The sequence below is a fragment of the Sphingobacterium sp. N143 genome (assembly GCF_030325625.1).
GTDB lineage: Bacteria > Bacteroidota > Bacteroidia > Sphingobacteriales > Sphingobacteriaceae > Sphingobacterium.
The window spans coordinates 14,737-32,665 of the sequence record NZ_JACAIS010000015.1; the positions used below are offsets into that span (position 1 = coordinate 14,737).

Below are 17,929 nucleotides of genomic sequence, written 5' to 3' on the forward strand. Positions count from 1 at the left end.
ATAATGCCTATGATAGCTTTATTTGTACATTTGTACAGCTATAGCGTCATGGGCCCTATCGTTAACCGTTTCTAAAAGGCGTCGGAACCTTGCTGTGCGGTGATAGGGCCTGCTATAGCCCTTTTCCCCGAATAAGACTCACAATTATAAACGTGAGTATGGACCACAAAAAACAGACAACAAAAAATCTAATTACAGCGCCCGAGTAGCTCGGATAGCTTGGTCAAAACTTTGACCCTACACTGCTATGGATCGCATCACGCCAATATGATAACCTTTGTGATGACCACTCAAATGCGATTTAGCTCCCCCAATCTTTTAATGTATTGTTCATGTGACCATAACTAGTCTGGAAGAGATGATGTCGTTAGGTTACTTTTTAAAACTTAAAAAATGAGACATTTTTTTAGGGCAGGAGAGGTCTTGCCTAATCTGAAGACAACAGGTATACATATTGCCCTACTGTCTATCCTATGCTTAGTTTCTATGTTTAGTTTATCTGCCCAGACGCCCCGCCAGGAAAGCGGGGCCAATGGGCCTGTTCCAATTGTACCGCTTCGGGTGGGGGATTATGTGCCCGAAGATTTTTGGCATCAAAAAATGAAGGTATATTATAAAGGTGATACTGCCGTGTTCTCCTTCGAAAAGTACAAAGGAAAATCATTGATACTGGACTTCTGGGCTACATGGTGCACCTACTGTGTGCAGGGATTCCCAAAGATCGCCCATGCACAACGCCTTTTTCAGGATCATGTGAATATCCTGCTTGTCAACGAAAGATCAACCCATGATGATTATGCCAAGATCCATAATATGCGGAGCAATCAATTGAAAAACTTTGATCTGTATTCCATCTATCGTGATGAATACCTGACAGCATTATTCCCCCATGGACCTATTCCGCATTATGTATGGATAAATCCAAAAGGTCGAGTGGCAGCAATCACATTCGCCGAATTTGTATCACTCGATCAGTTACAATCTTTTATTGCATTTAACCTAAAATATGAAAACGCTAATTAACTTGATCCTGCTATGGCTAGCTTGCCAAAGCACATTTGCTCAGGGTAGATATGTGGGAAGTATAGTCGATTCACTTGGGACACCAATACCACATGTTTCCATAAGGCTGGAGTCAACAAAGACACCGTATCAATCGGATGATCATGGATTTTTTAATATCCCCGCACAGACAAACACTGCTCCTGCCAAAATATCCAGAATCGAATATATGACGCAAGAAGTTGTATTGGAGTTAAATAAAAGAAATAAAGTGTATGTTATGCAGAGGGCTAATCATATACTTGAAGAGGTACAGATCATCAATACAGGATACCAGACATTGAACAAAGAACGATCTACGGGTAGCTTTTCAGTGATCGATAGCACAAAACTCGAAACACGGATATCGACCAATGTACTAGAAAAACTGGAATATCTGGCCCCAGGCCTACAATTTGACAATCGCAACGGAAAGCCTAATATCAATATCCGGGGGATCAATTCTTTTACAGATCAGCTGACGCAACCATTGATTATTGTCGATAACTTTCCCTATGCGGGTGACATTGCCAATATAAATCCAAATGATGTCGAATCTGTGACCTTGCTCAAAGATGCGTCCGCAGCTTCAATATGGGGGGCAAGGGCCGGTAATGGCGTGATTGTTATCAACCTCAAGAAAAATTCAAAAGGAACGAAACGCCTGGAATATAGTAGTAATTTTGTTTTCGGCGGAAAACCTGACCTCTTCTATCTTCAAAACATAAGCTCGTCCGATTTTATCGATGTAGAAAAAATGTTATATGAACAAGGATTTTATAACAATGCGCTAAACAGTGCAAGAAAAAAAAGATTCATATTCTCTCCAGTCGTTTCCTTGTTGGACAAACAAACGAAAGGATTGATTTCCTACGAAGAGGCTGAAGCAAAGATTACGTCATTTAGACAGCAGGATTATCGCAATGATATGCTGAAATATATGTTTAGACCTTCCTTTGATCAGCAACATCATATCGGTTATAATTTCGGAAGCAAGGGCTTTTCGAATCGGACAGCTGTCGGATTTGATAAAAAACTGGAAACGCAATCAACAAATAACAGCTATCGGATTTCATTACAGTCCAGCAATAACATAAAGATTTCTGACAAATTACAGCTCCAAAATTCAATCCAATGGTCCAGCAATAACAGATCATCGAGCCCAGCGAACCTGAATTATCCGATAATGCCTCAGGGCGGGAAGGCTGTCCTTTATCCTTACGCCCAGTTGGAGACAGCGACTGGGGAGGCATTGGCTATACCGTATATGTATGACCTTGATTATGTACAGGGACTGGAAAATACAGCGTTACTGGACTGGACATTTAAACCGATAGAAGACTTCAAAAAAAGCCACGCCAATAATCGGACAAATGGATTGGGGCTGAATGCGTCTATTACCTATAAACCGTTCCCGTATCTAAAAATAGAAGGTCTCTATAATCATGAGAATCAACAGAACGAGTTTAAATCATTATATGGGGAAGAGTCGTTTTACGCACGTAACTTGATCAATCGGTTTACCCAGATTAACAATGATATCGTTACCCGCATAATACCAATTGGTGGTGTGATGAGGAGCAGCCACCAACGCATGCGCGCTAATAAAGCACGGTTACAAATGTCATTTGATTATGATCTGTTGGATGACTGGATGATCAACCTGTTTGCAGGGGCTGAAATAAGTGATCTGAAAAGTGAATCTCAGACAAACACATTCTATGGCTACGATGAGAAACTACTCTCCTCCATCCTGGTTGATCCTGTCAATTCTTATCCGATCTATGATGGTTTGGCTTCCAATGCAAAGATCCCCAGTTCAGAAGGGTTTGGGAGACTGACCACACGCTTCGTATCTGTATTTTCAAATGGCGCTGTTAGCTATAAGAATAAATATTTTATCAATTTCTCCTTAAGAAGAGATGCTTCCAACAATTTTGGCGTACAGACCAATCAAAGATGGAAACCTTTATGGTCATCAGGGCTTGCTTGGAGCCTTAACCAAGAACCCTTTCTGAAGTCACAACAATGGTTAAATCTACTTAAACTTCGTGCAACATTGGGGCACTCGGGTAATATTGGCGGAGCATCCACGACCTTGCCTACCATTTATTATCAAGACCGGTCTGGCTACGGATTGTCAAACTGGAGGCGCGCAAATGTCAATGCCTTGCCCAATCCGTACTTGAAATGGGAGGATGTACGCATGGTAAATCTCGGTTTGGATTTTGCCCTGTTGAAAAATAACCTATCCGGAAGTGTCGAATTCTATCAGAAGAAATCGACAGATCTATTGGCAAATGATCCGCTGGACTATACCTATGGTATAAGCACAATTATGCGCAATGTCGGGGAGGCTATAGGGAAGGGGGTGGATATCAACTTAATGGGTAAATATCATATCACGAATCAATTAAGGATGTCAACAGAACTGTTGTTCTCTTATAACACCGATAGAGTAACCAAGTTTAATGGGACAAACGCTGGTGCACAATATTACCTTGCAGGAAAGGGCGGAAGTCTGATGCCATTGGAAGGATATTCACTGTATCCGGTATTTTCTTACCGCTTTGAAGGGTTGGACCCACAAACGGGCGACCCCCAGGGCTGGCTCAAGGGAGCTGTAAGCAAGGATTATCCAAATTTGTTAAATGTATCTACAGATGAGCTGATCTATCATGGCAATGGATTGCCAAAATATTATGGATCTTTTAGACCTACATTTTTTTGGAAGGGGTTGCAGGCTTCCATCAATCTGACTTATAAAATGAACTACTATTTTTTAAAGGAAACGATACGCTATAGTGCGCTGTTTAGCTCTTGGGCTGGACACGCAGATTATGTGTTGAGATGGCAAAATCCAGGTGATGAAAAATGGACAACTGTACCATCCTTGCAATATCCGGCAAATGCCAACCGGGATGACTTTTATGCCTATTCCTCCAGTAATATTCTGAAAGGTGACCACATCCGTATTTCCGACCTACGGATTGCTTATACCCTTAAGCCTGTCATTGCAAACAGGAGTACAAAACTGACCATAGCTGCCTATGCAAATAACTTAGGGATTATCTGGAGAAAAAATAAGGCAAATATTGACCCGGACTATTTCGGGATCCCCCCGGTAAAAACATATGGAATAAATATGAACTTAAATTTTTAATGACATGAATGCTCAAAATATTGTACGGATCATCTATATCTTGTTTACCCTTTCTCTTTTTTCGTGTAATAAATTTTTGGAAGAAAAACCAGATATTTCGTTGGCGGTACCGGAGACTGTGGCCGATGTTAGGGCATTATTGGATAATGATGATATCTTAAATATCGCAGCTCCACCTTTATTGGAGATGGGGGTGGATGATTATTATCTGGATGATAATACATTGAATAATCTGAACGATACCTATAAAGGGATTTATCTATGGAAAAAAAGCTACCCTGCATTTGAATTGTCCGGAGATTGGCAGTTCTCTTATCGGGCAATTATGATTGCCAATATTGCAATGGAGACCTTGGAAAGATTGAAAGAAGAACAAAGTCCAGCGGGGAAACAGTTAAAGGGAGAAGCTTTATTTTTAAGAGCTTTTAATAATTATAATCTCGCTCAGATTTATACCCCCTTAGGGAATGAAGCGATGGACAAACCACTGGGGATTCCTTTGCGATATTCATCTGATTACACAGAGCCGATTTTCAGAACAACGTTAGGGGAGACCTATAAAGCTATTTGGGATGACCTGAAAGAAAGCTTCCTCTTGTTGCCTGAGCTTGCAGATCGGCCCAGCAGACCCTCGAAAGTTGCCGCCCTGGCATTGATGGCAAGGGTAAGCTTGGCGATGGATGATTATGAAAATGCCGAAGTATATGCTAATCAGGCATTGGATATATATTCAACCTTGCTTGACCTGAATGAAATTGATGTGACAAAGGATTTTCCCTTTCCTTTTTTACATAAAGAGATCATATACATGTCATTTGGAGACCGAGGTGACCTCATTGTAAACGATAATATATACATCGATAAGTATCTGTATGATCTTTATAATCCAGCTGATTTACGAAAACAAGCTTATTTCTATAAGAAAGATAATGAAGGAATTGGGTTTAAAGGAAATTATGTAGGCGCACAGTTCTCTACATTTTTTGGAGGGCTGGCGACAGATGAGCTCTATCTTATCAGCGCAGAATGTGCAGCACGCAATGGCAATCTGCCGGCAGCAGCGGGAAGATTGAATACGCTACTTGAATCCAGATGGAGCACGGGGCATTTCGTCCCCTTGACTTTTTCAGATCGTAAAAGTGCTTTAGATAGAATCTTAAAAGAGCGCCGAAAAGAATTGATCTTTCGAGGTGTCAGATGGAGTGATATTAAAAGATATAACAGGGATGAGGCGTTGAGGAGAACGCTTGTACGGGTAAATGCCGAAGGAAATACCTTAGCTGAGCTGCCCCCATTAGATCATCGCTTTTATTGGTTGATCCCGGAAGATGTGATCAGGATAAGTAAAATCCAACAAAATCAACGGTAGCTGGCTAGAAAAATGGGCGGATAATGATCCACCCATTTTTTTGTCAATCGGAATACGCTAAAAAGAACGTAGTGAAATAACAGTCTCATTTGTCGTTGGTGTTCCACTGGTCGGTACAGCGGCGGATATTCTACTGGCCACACTGTTACCTGGAGTTACATCATACGACATATCTGGTTGTCCTGGATTACTGCTGTCCTCAGGTGCTAAAATAACACAGACTGTTTGTTTTGTCCCTCCGCATGGTTCTGAATTATATTCTGCATATTTACTGGCATCGAGTTTTTCACTGTTCGAGGTGCCGTTAAAATGCCACTCAATTAATTCAGCTTTTGCCACCGATGTAGTTTTAGGATTAATTTCTTCTTTTTTATCGTGTGCATTTGCACCGATGATAATACCTGTAATCAAGGCACCTGTTCCGAGTGTGCCTAGGACTCTTTTTACGAATGTTCTCATTTTTCTATGTTTATAGTGTTAATATATTTTGCCCATCCTTATTATCCTCCTGGATCGACCGTGGAGTTGTTCCTGTTGACCGGCCAGATTTCCCCGAATCCAGCCGATCTGTTATCTTATTCCAAAGTTACATGGAGAGGGTTCCATTGATATATGACTTTTGGGGAGGAGGTAATATGAATTTTAGGCCTCGTCTTGATCCTGCCCGAAAACACTGGGGCGAATACCGGTTTGCTTATGGAAAAAATTGGAAAAGTTGCTCTCCTGGTTGTAACCACAATAATGGGCCACTTCCTTCACGGTATAGCCTGCTGTCAGTAGATTCTTGGCCTTCTCAATCAGCAGCTGATTCAGCGTCTGCCGAGGGCTTTCGCCATAAACGCTTTTGTACATTTTGCCAAGATAGCCGATGTCAACACGTAGTTGGTCCGCAATGGTTTGGATCGAAAGGCTGCTGAAGGTCTGGACAACCTGATCTTTGATCATCTTGTGTGCACGTTCGGCAGTGATCTGACTCGCATTCATTTTCTGATAAATTTCAAAATCCTTGTAAATAGCAAGATCAAAAAGGTCGTAGACCACCTTGGCAGCAATGGCCTCGTTGTCGCGATGGTACTTGAAGAGGTTAGCTATGATATATTCGAGCTGGTATTTGGTTTTTTTAAGGATCGGCCAGATTGCACTCTGATAGAGCTGCTTTTTGTTTCTTAAACCGGCCAGCTTAAACTCCTGTAGAAAATGTCCTTCTTTATAGAGCTCCGGCCTTACGAGCCCGATATCGATCAATGCTCCATAGACAAGATATTCTCCTTGGACAACATCGGACCTGAACTTGCCTTTAGGAACATAAACATAGCTGTCATAGCCAGAGGGCAATACAATTTGATCGGTCAGATTCCACTTTTGCAGAACAATAGGATCGGGTGAGTGTAGGTTGTAAAGCAGATGGTGATCGGCTTTTGCTGTTTTGATAGCGAGGGTAGTAGCCGCTTGCACATGCACCTGAATCCGATAGAAGATGACCGGATGATAGTCGATATATTCTTCCAAAAGCTGGATACCCACATCTTCGTAACGTTGCAAATGTGCGCCCGGAAGCTTAGGCAAAAAGGCATGGATTTGGTTTGAAAACGCAGTCACTTGAGGTAATTTAAAATGGAATGTTTTGATCATGGGAAACTCCGTCAATAAGGTTGTATAAAGGCTAAATCAATGTCTATAAAGGTAAAATCAGCGTTTCGGAAATGCCAAATAAAATGATAGATGACGTATTACTAGCTAAATCCTACATAAAAGCTGGGGTATTTGACATATTTTCTTGTTAGCAGCCAGGATGTGGTCAAATAGCTGTCATTTTGGGTTATATATCATCTTTTTCTTTGTTTTTAAGTGATTTTAGCAACATTTGAACCGTTAGCTAACCGAATTTCTTGTTCGTACGACAGCGGGAGTGATCTGACTCGCATGGTTACAGATCAGTATGTATGCCAAATGACATGAATGAAAACGTGCTTGCAATGAACGCAGATTCAGATGCCGATCTTGGATTTAGCGTCACGCAAATGATCCAGATGTTTTCCGAAATGGGAGACATCGTCGATGACGAAAAATGTTGGGTAGATCTACCTTGACACTTTCGCCCATTGCCCCCTAACATTGTGGGGCAATGGATCATAATAATGAATTTAACGATTGAACAGCCTATTTTAACTTATATTTACGATGACAAATAAGAGATTGACCAAACCGTTTTGGTTTGCGAATGTATGGAGTTTCTTTCCCGACTTTACGGTTGAAGACCTGGAGGTGAATTTTTTGAAATGGCGGGCCAACCAGGCTGCTTTTCAGCAGATGACTCAAACAAAGACATTGTCTGAGCTGTTGGATCCAGAGGTTTTGACGGACCTTCCTGGGGATCTTGCCGGTATTTATATCGCACTGCATTATGGACCTTACCGCCTGCTACCGCGGTATTTGCTTGCTGCCGGATACCGTATTGCAGTGCTGGCATCACCTCAGGTTATCCAGCGGGAACAGGTCCACACCTTGGCTGATGTCAAAGCCAACAATTTACCAGCTGATGCCTTGACGTATATCGATGCTTCCAGGAAGACTGTTATGAAAAATATATTGAGCGCGCTACAGGAGCAACGTGTGGTGCTGGTTTATATTGACGCGGATGAAGGTGCCCAAAGATGTACCGCCAAAAATCAAAATACACTGCTGAAAATAAATCTGTTGCATGGACATCTCTACTTTCGGGCCAATATCGCCCTACTAGCTTTTCGATATGGCTTACCACTTGCTTTCCTGATCATGGAAAAGAATAGCAGGTCCGGACGATGGCAATTGACCTGTTCGAACAATATAAAGACAGGAAGGAAAGAAACAGTCCAGAATTATCTGAAAAGATTTAAAAGTAAACTCACTGTAATTTTAAGTGCAATGATGGAACGTGATTGGACCGCTTGGGAAAACTGGCCTATGCTTCATCTTTATCAGCCCGAACTAAAGCGAGCAGATGCAGAGGGGATCGAAGGTTTGATATGTGGCATGCCGGTTTGTTTTCAGCAAAGACGGTTTATTTTTGATCTGAAGGGACGCCAATTTTTCGAAATACAGCCAAATGGGCAGAAGCAATAGAGCAAGTCTACAGCTTGACTGAAAATTCAGAAATAGATAAATTACTAATGTTTTTTTTTGTTCTTTGAGGGAAATTTTGTTTCAGAAATGTATGTAAATTTATTTCTTTTTATTATTTTTAAATAGAACCAATTAACAAATACGATCTTCTGCCGATCTTGACGGATAAATAATGAATGTAAAAAGCGTATGCGATACCTGGTCTGCTTTCAAAGGCGGTATCTTACTTTCTTTGGCGATTTTCTTGATTGTAGGAATATTGCTCCACCTCAATGTATATGTTTGGTATCGCTTCACGATACGGCATATCCTGGCCTTAGTAAGTCCTTATATAGCTTCATTTCTACTGTATTATGTGTTGATGCGGGCAATGGTGCTCAGTCCTTGGCATAGGCTAGGCCTGGTATGCTGCCTGCTGCTCTGGTGGTTTTATAGTGCACAGGTATGGTTTTATTATGCTTACCAATGGCTTCCGGCACAGCAGATTGTTTTTGTGGGCAAACTTACACCATCACGGAAAATAATTTTTCACAATCGGGTCACGATAGGCAATGTCTTGACCTTAGGATTGGCAGAAATATTGTGTTTAAAGCAGCATTACGCTTTATTCATGGTCCGGTTCCAACGGTTGAAAACGAAAGTCCTTACCCTAGATGTTTCACAGCGCCTGTCTATGCATTTTACACGCCAATGGATCAAAATTGTACAGCATAATAAGGTACAACAGCATGATGCTGCGCTCGAGCTCTTGCGCTATATCATCGCCATCTTAGTCAATAAAAAAAACAAAGTAGCCATTGCCGAGGAGTGGCGACAGTTTAAAGTAATGGCATCGTGCTTTTCTGATCGGAACATCGAACTACTGGGTGAGGAGGAACTCTTCCCCAGCGATTGGAATCGATCTATACCGGCGGCAACACTGCTTTCTTGGCTCGAAAATGCACTGGATTATACACCGAAAGGGCCCAAGGGATGGATTCGGGCAGTCTGGCAACGCATAGATGGTCAGCTGCAGTTGCAGATCAGCAATGCTGTCGGTCATACGGATGCTGCCGGGCATCATGGTATGGGGTCTGCGCTCGTCGGACAGCTCTTCGAACAGCTTGTGCCTGGACAATACGGTATCGAATATACCCGAAAAGAGGATAGTTTTATCGTATTGCTGATTGTGAAATAAATGCTATCCTTAATTCAATATTATGCCCATAATTCCTATTCTTATTGTAGAAGACTATCTGCCCGATGCGGATAGATTAAAGGAGCTGTTGCGACAGACTGCTTTGGATCTGATTATTGATATGGCACATTCCCAAGAGGAGGCCTTAGAAAAGATAAGATTGATAAACTATGATATTATCTTTATGGATGTCGTATTGGGCGGGGCAAATAAGGCACATAGCTTTAATGGAATGGATCTGTATGAAGCGATAGATCCCAAGAAAAAGCCCGAAGTTGTATTCGTGACAGAGCATGAGTCATTTTCTTTGCGTTCTTATAATTTGAATGCATCAGATTTTATGCACAAGCCCGCGACTTATCCAAAGGTATGCCGGGCGCTTAACAATGCCTTTTTACGCTTGGCAGTGCCTATCAATATCAAATGCATCCCGGAGCCCGAATCCGCATTTATAGAAATGTCGGACAGGATCTGCTATAAAGTACAGTTCTGTGATGTGTATTTTATACAAAAGGTAAAAGGTGATAATGAAGTGGTTTTTTTCGAAAGAAATACGGAAATAGATCAGGAAGGATACCCAAGGCCAAGAAAAGCAAGAAAAACGATCAAGGAGGTCCTTTCCTTTTTGCCGAAAAGTAGCTTTCTACAGGTCGACCAGTCCAATATTGTTAATATCGATTTTATTAAATCGATAAAAGGTGACCTGATCACCATGATCGAAGGGCCACAGAAGAAATTCAAGGTGACACGCAATTTTATAAAAGAGCTGCGGGAAAAACTTCATATCTGCTGATCGCAACAATAACCCATAACGTACATAACCTCCATAACACTAGAATAAATTATAAACTCAACATAAAATTATGGAAAATTTCTTTGAAGAAGTAAGATCAGAACTTCGGGCCTTGGTGCAGGCCGTTCAGGTCATCGCAGCCGAAGCGAAAAGGTTAAGTCAGCATTATCTGGATGCAACTTCCGAATTAATGGACAATACAGATATAAAGACCTTTCTCAAGATTAGGGATACCAAATTGGGAGAGCTAAAGTCGATATTGCCGATCTATAATTTAGAGGGCAAAGATTTTTATTTTAAAAACGAGGTCATCGCTTATATAAAGGCAAGCCCTAAAAAGAAAAAATAGACCAATATCGTCTTGCCCAGGTATGAAATGCCATAGCTGGGCATTTCTTCCTCGCATACTACCCCGGAACAAGGAGCTTACTAGCTTGACCCAATAATCTTCCTTCCTGAGTACTTGTTAAGAACAAGGACAAAGCAAGCACACCTACTTTTTGCTGCAGAAGCAAAAAACCATATCAACGTTTTTAACCGTTTTTCAGCGCTATTCAGCGCATTTCACCGCTGATTTCCAAGGCTATTGACAACGGCGATTTTCAGGGCCATATTTGTACTGTCAACGCAATCAAGGGCGCCCATTGCATTGATGTTCAATAGATTTTTTAATTCTTAAAAAATAACAAAATGGCTAAATCAAGAGACAATGTCATCATGCAGGGAGCATCGGGAACAATTGGTAGGATGCTCGTATTTCGTCAACGCGGCGATCAGACAATTATTGCCCGCAGGCCTAAAAAAATGGAAAATGGACGGGTGCCAACGGACAAACAGATCGCAGTTCAGAACAGATTTATGGATGCTTCATTGTACGCTCGGACGGCGATTCTGGATCCGGACTTAAAAGCAGCCTATCAGGCTAAGGCAAATATAAACCAGAGCGCTTATAATGTGGCTTTTAAAGATTTCTTTACGGCGCCTGTGATCCGGCGCTGGGACGATAGCGGTTACCAGGGAAATGCGGTGGATCAGATCACATTGATGGTCAAGGATGTGATGGCGGTGGTCAAGGTACAAGTACAGATCTTGGATCAGAACGATACAGTGATAGAGACCGGACTGGCGCAGGACATGGATGGCATAGGGGTGTCCTGGATGTACCAGGTGCAGGAGGATAATCCGGGTTTTGAACAGGCTAAATACCGGGTGACGCTCACGGATACCCCTGGGCATGAGTATACCTATGAACTGGCCTATGGAAATCTGTAGCATATGGAACTGACACTCAAACGTGTTCGACAGGGGAAAAATAGTACCCTGTCCGAACTTTATGTGGATGGAATCTTCCAGTGTTATGGGCTTGAAGACCGTATTCAAGAGGTGAAGGTAAAAGGCAAGACCGCCATCCCTTGTGGTACCTATACCTTGCGGTTGAATGTTTGGGGTGGCATGAATACAGCTTATAAAAAGCGTTTCCCCGATCTTCATCAGGGTATGATTGAAGTCATGGGGATACCTAATTTCAGTAACGTATACATTCATATTGGCAATACCCACGAAGATACGGATGGTTGTCTTTTGGTGGGAACTTATTTCCATCAAAATAAACAACAGGACGATTTTGAGGTATACCAATCTACGGAAGCTTATCAGGAATTGTATAAAACAATTATTGAAAAGGTGAAGGATCAGCATGCTACGCTGACCATCGTACATCAGTTTATACATGAAAAACAAACCGAGCATAGCGCGCTCATGAAAAAAGAATTCAAATGAAAAAAATCATCAATAAAATCGGAAAGGTGTTACAGGTGATCTTGGTAGCACCTGTAAAATTGCCAAATAAGGCTTTGAATGTGGTCAGGTATATCGCCCTTGGACTGGGGATTGTTGAATCGGTTATTGGAGATCATGATGAGGCAGCGGTTGACCCTGAAAAGGGAGCCATACCCTCGGGCAAACCGGAGGAAAGAAAAACGGCAGCCTCGTTAGATCCTAAACGTTCAGCGGCGAATGAGATGCCGAAGAAAGGAGGGGGTGATGCGGTTCAGTGATGTTAAACTCTCGGCAATCGGTGGAACTATTTGTGGCCTCTGGGCATCTTTTTCAGTGGGAGATCTGCTGTATGTTGCCCTGACCGCACTAATAGGGACACTCGTCAGTTTCCTGTTGAGTCGGCTTTTAAATCGCCTGTTCAAGCATAAGTAAAGGAGAGGCATCTGCGTGAGCAGGTGCCTTGTTTCTATTCAGGTGCTGAATAGAAAAGGAACTGACTTATCTAATGCTTTTCTTCGCTAAATGGAATTGAAGTTTGAGGGTGCTATGATAGGAATAAAAAAGCGGCTTAATTTGAATTAAGCCGCTTGTATATGAGGGTTTTAAAGACTAAAGCGTCCAAATATTAGTTTGCACGTACACAACGAACGTTTTTGAATGAAGTACTTAGTACATTGGCTCCCAAAACGTTTACGCCATTTAGTAGTTCACCTGTATTATTAGCCATGTGGAATCTGTTACCTAATCCTAGTAAAGAGAAAGACCGACCAGCATTTCCGTTATAGGCCCAGGTTCCTGTACCTGCTAAACCAAGGATATCGGCACCTTGTTCATTAGTCCACAATGCAGTTGTTTTGCCATAGCTATCCAAAAGTGGGATATTTAGATTGACTACTTGGAAATTTGAAATATCCACACTAATGTCGTTAAGCCCTAAATTGGCTAAGCCGCCATTGCCTAGTAATGGTAATACATTCACATTGGAGATCTGACCATTATAATAGAAACGCAAACGGTTTGAAGCATTGTCCACATCTCCAAAAGCATTTGATGATCCCGCTGCTGGAGCCCCATTAGCGCCTGATGCGAGAGTATATTGGCCATAATTAAAAGGAGAACTTGGAGCAAGTGACGAGTTTGGTGCTTGTGTATTTACAAGGACTGAAGTGGCGTTACCTAATAAGTTTGTAATGATGTTTACAAGACCTGTCAAGCCGGTAGCGTCAACTACTTGTCCCAGTCCGCCTAATGCACCTGTAAGTTCATCGGCTTTGATATCTCCACGTACCATACCGGCGAAATCAGCTTTTGCTGGTTGCTTCCAAAGGCCTGCTGGATATACTAATGCACAAGGATCTCCATTGTTTGTAGTTGTGGTAGCAAATTGACCTGGAACTATACTTCCGAAGGCAAAATAACCATTGGCTTTTCCGGTTTGTGTATTGTTGGCATAGAATGCATAATTACGGCCATTGCCATTATTGCCTCTGTAATAAAGGTTGGAACGGCCCCATTTAACCTGATGACCGTTATAATTGGTCACCAAAGGAGATTCAACCACATTCAATAATAAGTGATGGCTTTTGCCAATTTCTGGAGTAACTTGGAAGTCAAAGTCTGTTGCATTAGAAAAATACGTACGAGGAACATTTCCATCCGCGTGACTAATAGCCAAGTTTTGCAGTTGCACTTTAATCGCAGTCTGTGCAGCAGTTGAAGCGGTATAAACATATGCGATTTTCGCATCATTATAAGCTGGATCTACATTGACGAAATCCGTATAGCTCAAGGTTGGTGTGAAAGCTGCTCCAGGAGTTACAGTACCATCCATCAAATTGATGTCACCAGAAGCTAATTGTAAACCAGATACATTAACCGTTGGGGTACCTGTGATATTACCAAATACACCAATTGTATTCAACTCAATACCGATGCGTGAAAAGGCATGGTTGAAAAGAATACTGATATTAGAATCACTGGCTAGATTAACTGTACCTTTTGCATACAGAACATCTTTGTTTTGTGGTAGGGTAATTGTGTTATTGGCTGGATTTTCTGTAGGTTGGTCATCAGCAGTATTATAAGATAATGCGACCCAAGTATAGGTTGTAGCAGGATCTAGACCGTCGATAGTTCCATCAGTACCCGCTTGAAATACTTTTGACGTAACCAATGTATTTCCTGAGTAGATGTATACCACATATTTAACATCTTGTGCAATATTCTCTGTCGTTCCTGGGGTGGCATCAGCAGCCAATCCATTGGTGCGTTTTACGCTCGAGATATTACTGCTGCTTACTGGGACTGTATTGTCAGTTGAAACTGCCATATCCACGTCAGCAAAAGAATAAATTTTGCTTTTGTTTGCCGTTTTACTGGTTGAGGAGAGGCCGGCGCGTTTTACGCCTGAATCAGCATTCTCATTTTTGATACCACTGACCGAAAAAGTAAGCTTATCTCCCTTTTGTTGAGTAACTTCAGTTTTATCTTTAGAGCAACTCGTTATTAATGCGCCGGGAAGTGCTAGCAAGGCCATAGCAATAACCCAATTAGCCCCTTTTGTTCTATTGAATCTCATTTTAATACTTTTTACGTTGATTAATAATTAGACAAAATGTTAAGATGCATCACCATTCATGGTTTCATCTGTTCCAGCTCCCCAGCCTTGTGATTGTGGTGTAGCAACACCACCACCTTGTGATCCTGCAGCAATGCCTTGCTCTAATTCTACTACGTTCTCTTTGATGGAAGGAGAAACGTACACTTTTTTTGCGTTCTTATTCATGATAATATTATTTGGATAATTAACGTCGTTTCACGACGCTTGATTTAAAATAATGGACAATTAATAACTAATGTTAAATTTATATTGCGTAATTAGTTTAGTGATAGTCGCTAAATGCTTGCTCAGCAAATATGACATTCACTTAAAACTAAATTTTAACCTAATTACTTTTTTTTAAACTGTTTAAATCTATATTGTTTTTAATACATTTATGATACGGCTCACAACACTTTTCTCAGTTGGCATTGTAATATTACGACTAAATATCAACTTGTGCAAAAAAAAATGTTAAAAATTTTATTTTGATATTTTTTGCAGTATAGAAAAATTGATTTCTTATTATTTCATAAAACTATTTTATTGTGTTAATTCAGTATTATTAATATGTAAAAATTGGCCTAAATTGGCTCTTTTGTAATCGGCTAATTGTGCTGTACTTTAATTGGAACAAATTAATTTATTTTTTGTTTTTGCTGATTCGTAATATTTTAATTTGGTCATTTATTTTTTCTTAATTAACATGTTTGAACATGTACAAGCGGTATGCCCTATGAGCTGTTTGTTACCTGCCTAGACCGACCCTATGCCTGATTATTTTACAACTTGTAGAAAACCGTATTCATTATAGCGGAGACAGCTCATGTAAAGGAGGTTTGTAGAGCCTCCACTACAAGAAAAGAATCATCGTATTTAAAAGTTGTTTATGCATCTTAATGTGTTTACTTTTGCAGCACTTCAAAGGGAAAGGTTCATCTTATTTTCGTTATAAATGCTTGTTTATAAAGAAGATATTGGTTAATCCTTAATAGTGTGTTTTATACACTTTGTAAACGTTGTTTAACGATTTAAAAATAAAAATGAAAGCAAACAAAGCAAAATTAATGGATGTAAAGGGCAAATTGCCTTATGAGTCACCAACTGTGAACAAACAACATGTTGAATTGGAATATAGTATTGCTGCTGGCTCTGTGAACGAATCATGGAATACAGAAACACAAGGTCAAGACTTGGAGTGGTAAGATAATCCGGATTTAATTAATTAGTAGTATAAACAATTATTTCTATGAATAAGTGGACAACAAAATTTGGAATAGCCTATTTTTTAATGCTCATCGTATTGGTTTCTTCCTGTAAGAAGGATAATCAGGTGGATGTTACTGAAGGTTCATTCGTACGTTTAAATATCGGTCAGGTTTATCCGGATGCAAACGCTGCTCCAACGCCTAAAAAGGTCGGATCTGTAGGACGTAGCTTTGCATCTGCAGCACAGGTCGTCGAAATTCCTTTTGATAACCAATATACTTTAGTCGCGACTTTAAAAGCTGAAACTGCCACGACTCCAAGCCTAAAAGCATCGAATCGTGCGACAACTGTTACGACCGGTAGCGAACAGAAAGCTTTAAAACAAGGAACTGTTTATGATGTGGCGATTTTTGATGCCGCAGGTGTATATAAGGAGACGAAATCCTTTACACAGGGTAGCTCAGCGCCTGATTTTGCGATTGAAAAGGGGAATTACACCTTTGTGATCTATGCTTCTGGCACAAATAAAACATTGCCTACTATTGCGGCTGGAACCAAATTGGATGATGTGAATTTTGTGGGATTGACAGCAGACCAGGATCTGATGTTGGATCAGGTGCAATTTGAGGTAAAAGATGGACAAAATGTGTTGAATGCTGATTTGGCGCATTTGTTTACACAGGTATCCTTAAAATTTGATGCCTCAGCACTGGGTGAGGTGAGCCGCATTGCTGCTGCAACAATCGAACCGTCCAATGCTGCGGTAGATGTGAAATTGGCTGACGGTACACTGGCTTTTAAAGGGGATGTGAATCCGGTTGCTTTTAACCTGAAAAATACGACGGGTAAGGTAATCTATTCGGATTCTACCTTTATTACCACTGCGGCCACAACAAATGGAAAAATTGTCCTGTCGGGTGTTTCTATTGCAGGAAGTGCGACTAGGGATTTATCACAAGACGGCTGGAAACTTAAGCCTGGTGTAAAATATAAATTGGACATTACGCTTAAAAAAGCGATCTCGGTAAATATCGGTGACGAAGTATGGGCTTTGGGCAATTTGGTATACAGCAATGGTGTGTATGGCTTTGCGGCAACAAATGATGCTTATGGCAATTACTGGTTCCCGGGTTATGTCAAACCGAAAGTGTTTGATGTAAATAATAGAGTTCCGTCGCCTGAAATCAATGGTGCGCAAGGTGATCCCTGTGCGCTGGTGCAGCCAGCGAATACCTGGCGGCTTCCGACTAAAGCTGAATTTGATCAGTTGAAAGCGGCTACTGAACCGGGCGGAAAGAATAACCCCGGCCCCAATATATACGCGCCTGCAAGATACACGGATACCTGGGATGGAACATCGGCTTCGAATATTGGGATGTTCTTTGGTACCCAGTCCAATCCGGGGGCAGACCGTGATAAATACTTTTACTTGCCCTATGGCGGTTCATACAATGATAACAATACGGGTAATGGTAAAGGCTCTCAGGGTAATTACTTATTGGCTGGTAACAGATGGCTGCAGCTCACAGGTGGAAAAGGTCAAATTGGTTGGAGTATGAATACGGACCAAGGTAGCGCCGAGGCAAATTTTGCCTATCAGATCCGTTGTGTAAAACGATAAGCCTAAAGCGGCGCGTTTAAAAGCTATATAAGATAATTTATTTGGATAATAAATTTAATGGAGACGTATTCCCCGG

General features: G+C 41.2%; 17 protein-coding genes. 13 read left to right on the plus strand and 4 right to left on the minus strand.

Going from position 1 to position 17,929, the window contains the following annotated elements; all coding sequences use genetic code 11:
- Positions 1-393: 393 nt before the first annotated feature.
- The 3 genes from HX021_RS21260 to HX021_RS21270 are packed head-to-tail and all read left to right on the plus strand — an operon-like array spanning position 394 to position 5,573.
- Positions 394-1,023, plus strand: a complete 630-nt coding sequence (locus HX021_RS21260) for a TlpA family protein disulfide reductase (RefSeq protein ID WP_286592633.1) — start codon at positions 394-396, stop codon at positions 1,021-1,023.
- Positions 1,007-4,204, plus strand: a complete 3,198-nt coding sequence (locus HX021_RS21265) for a SusC/RagA family TonB-linked outer membrane protein (protein WP_286592634.1) — start codon at positions 1,007-1,009, stop codon at positions 4,202-4,204. Before HX021_RS21260 ends, HX021_RS21265 begins: the two co-directional genes overlap by 17 nt.
- Before the next feature lie 4 nt (positions 4,205-4,208).
- A complete protein-coding gene (locus HX021_RS21270) occupies positions 4,209-5,573 on the plus strand; it encodes a RagB/SusD family nutrient uptake outer membrane protein (protein WP_286592635.1) in 1,365 nt (454 codons plus the stop codon).
- Positions 5,574-5,630: 57 nt separating this feature from the next.
- Here the strand turns inward: HX021_RS21270 and HX021_RS21275 are convergent, their stop codons facing one another.
- Together HX021_RS21275 and HX021_RS21280 are read right to left on the minus strand one after the other, a co-directional pair.
- The gene (locus HX021_RS21275; protein WP_286592636.1) at positions 5,631-6,032 is read right to left on the minus strand and encodes a hypothetical protein; all 402 of its coding nucleotides are present in this window, start codon (positions 6,030-6,032) and stop codon (positions 5,631-5,633) included.
- Between the two features lie 183 nt (positions 6,033-6,215).
- Positions 6,216-7,205, minus strand: coding sequence for a helix-turn-helix domain-containing protein (locus HX021_RS21280; protein ID WP_286592637.1), 990 nt, complete (start codon positions 7,203-7,205; stop codon positions 6,216-6,218).
- Between the two features lie 549 nt (positions 7,206-7,754).
- On the opposite strand from HX021_RS21280, the gene HX021_RS21285 reads away from it, so the two are divergent.
- From HX021_RS21285 to HX021_RS21320, 8 genes are all read left to right on the plus strand, one after another.
- Positions 7,755-8,675, plus strand: coding sequence for a hypothetical protein (locus HX021_RS21285; RefSeq protein WP_286592638.1), 921 nt, complete (start codon positions 7,755-7,757; stop codon positions 8,673-8,675).
- 172 nt (positions 8,676-8,847) lie between these two features.
- Entirely contained in the window at positions 8,848-9,852 is a 1,005-nt protein-coding gene (locus HX021_RS21290) for a hypothetical protein (protein WP_286592639.1), read from the plus strand.
- A 22-nt stretch (positions 9,853-9,874) separates the two neighbouring features.
- Positions 9,875-10,645 (plus strand): LytR/AlgR family response regulator transcription factor, encoded by a 771-nt coding sequence (locus HX021_RS21295; protein WP_286592640.1) that lies wholly within the window; start codon positions 9,875-9,877, stop codon positions 10,643-10,645.
- Between the two features lie 70 nt (positions 10,646-10,715).
- Positions 10,716-10,994 carry a hypothetical protein gene (locus HX021_RS21300; RefSeq protein ID WP_286592641.1) on the plus strand — a complete coding sequence of 93 codons (279 nt, stop codon included), beginning with the start codon at positions 10,716-10,718 and terminating at the stop codon, positions 10,992-10,994.
- 341 nt (positions 10,995-11,335) lie between these two features.
- Positions 11,336-11,917, plus strand: a complete 582-nt coding sequence (locus tag HX021_RS21305; RefSeq protein ID WP_286592642.1) for a hypothetical protein — start codon at positions 11,336-11,338, stop codon at positions 11,915-11,917.
- Between the two features lie 3 nt (positions 11,918-11,920).
- Positions 11,921-12,424 (plus strand): DUF5675 family protein, encoded by a 504-nt coding sequence (locus HX021_RS21310; RefSeq protein WP_286592643.1) that lies wholly within the window; start codon positions 11,921-11,923, stop codon positions 12,422-12,424.
- Positions 12,421-12,702 carry a hypothetical protein gene (locus HX021_RS21315; protein WP_286592645.1) on the plus strand — a complete coding sequence of 94 codons (282 nt, stop codon included), beginning with the start codon at positions 12,421-12,423 and terminating at the stop codon, positions 12,700-12,702. Before HX021_RS21310 ends, HX021_RS21315 begins: the two co-directional genes overlap by 4 nt.
- On the plus strand, positions 12,689-12,856 hold the full coding sequence (locus HX021_RS21320; RefSeq protein WP_286592646.1) for a hypothetical protein: 168 nt from the start codon (positions 12,689-12,691) through the stop codon (positions 12,854-12,856). Before HX021_RS21315 ends, HX021_RS21320 begins: the two co-directional genes overlap by 14 nt.
- A 193-nt stretch (positions 12,857-13,049) precedes the next feature.
- On the opposite strand, the gene HX021_RS21325 is transcribed toward HX021_RS21320, so the two are convergent.
- Together HX021_RS21325 and HX021_RS21330 are read right to left on the minus strand one after the other, a co-directional pair.
- Positions 13,050-15,002 carry a fimbrillin family protein gene (locus HX021_RS21325; protein WP_286592647.1) on the minus strand — a complete coding sequence of 651 codons (1,953 nt, stop codon included), beginning with the start codon at positions 15,000-15,002 and terminating at the stop codon, positions 13,050-13,052.
- A gap of 39 nt (positions 15,003-15,041) precedes the next feature.
- A complete protein-coding gene (locus tag HX021_RS21330; RefSeq protein WP_286592648.1) occupies positions 15,042-15,209 on the minus strand; it encodes a hypothetical protein in 168 nt (55 codons plus the stop codon).
- An 857-nt stretch (positions 15,210-16,066) separates the two neighbouring features.
- Between HX021_RS21330 and HX021_RS21335 the strand changes: the two genes are divergently transcribed.
- Both HX021_RS21335 and HX021_RS21340 read left to right on the plus strand, forming a co-directional pair.
- Complete coding sequence (locus HX021_RS21335) at positions 16,067-16,228, plus strand: hypothetical protein (RefSeq protein ID WP_286592649.1); 162 nt, start codon at positions 16,067-16,069, stop codon at positions 16,226-16,228.
- Positions 16,229-16,272: 44 nt separating this feature from the next.
- On the plus strand, positions 16,273-17,853 hold the full coding sequence (locus HX021_RS21340) for a FimB/Mfa2 family fimbrial subunit (protein WP_286592650.1): 1,581 nt from the start codon (positions 16,273-16,275) through the stop codon (positions 17,851-17,853).
- The last annotated feature ends 76 nt before the right edge of the window (positions 17,854-17,929 follow it).

Coding starts and splice junctions, on each gene's coding strand:
- HX021_RS21260 (WP_286592633.1), top strand. CDS start 394: ATGAGACATTTTTTTAGGGCAGGAGAGGTCTTGCCTAATCTGAAGACA.
- HX021_RS21265 (WP_286592634.1), top strand. CDS start 1,007: ATGAAAACGCTAATTAACTTGATCCTGCTATGGCTAGCTTGCCAAAGC.
- HX021_RS21270 (WP_286592635.1), top strand. CDS start 4,209: ATGAATGCTCAAAATATTGTACGGATCATCTATATCTTGTTTACCCTT.
- HX021_RS21275 (WP_286592636.1), bottom strand. CDS start 6,032: ATGAGAACATTCGTAAAAAGAGTCCTAGGCACACTCGGAACAGGTGCC.
- HX021_RS21280 (WP_286592637.1), bottom strand. CDS start 7,205: ATGATCAAAACATTCCATTTTAAATTACCTCAAGTGACTGCGTTTTCA.
- HX021_RS21285 (WP_286592638.1), top strand. CDS start 7,755: ATGACAAATAAGAGATTGACCAAACCGTTTTGGTTTGCGAATGTATGG.
- HX021_RS21290 (WP_286592639.1), top strand. CDS start 8,848: ATGAATGTAAAAAGCGTATGCGATACCTGGTCTGCTTTCAAAGGCGGT.
- HX021_RS21295 (WP_286592640.1), top strand. CDS start 9,875: ATGCCCATAATTCCTATTCTTATTGTAGAAGACTATCTGCCCGATGCG.
- HX021_RS21300 (WP_286592641.1), top strand. CDS start 10,716: ATGGAAAATTTCTTTGAAGAAGTAAGATCAGAACTTCGGGCCTTGGTG.
- HX021_RS21305 (WP_286592642.1), top strand. CDS start 11,336: ATGGCTAAATCAAGAGACAATGTCATCATGCAGGGAGCATCGGGAACA.
- HX021_RS21310 (WP_286592643.1), top strand. CDS start 11,921: ATGGAACTGACACTCAAACGTGTTCGACAGGGGAAAAATAGTACCCTG.
- HX021_RS21315 (WP_286592645.1), top strand. CDS start 12,421: ATGAAAAAAATCATCAATAAAATCGGAAAGGTGTTACAGGTGATCTTG.
- HX021_RS21320 (WP_286592646.1), top strand. CDS start 12,689: ATGCGGTTCAGTGATGTTAAACTCTCGGCAATCGGTGGAACTATTTGT.
- HX021_RS21325 (WP_286592647.1), bottom strand. CDS start 15,002: ATGAGATTCAATAGAACAAAAGGGGCTAATTGGGTTATTGCTATGGCC.
- HX021_RS21330 (WP_286592648.1), bottom strand. CDS start 15,209: ATGAATAAGAACGCAAAAAAAGTGTACGTTTCTCCTTCCATCAAAGAG.
- HX021_RS21335 (WP_286592649.1), top strand. CDS start 16,067: ATGAAAGCAAACAAAGCAAAATTAATGGATGTAAAGGGCAAATTGCCT.
- HX021_RS21340 (WP_286592650.1), top strand. CDS start 16,273: ATGAATAAGTGGACAACAAAATTTGGAATAGCCTATTTTTTAATGCTC.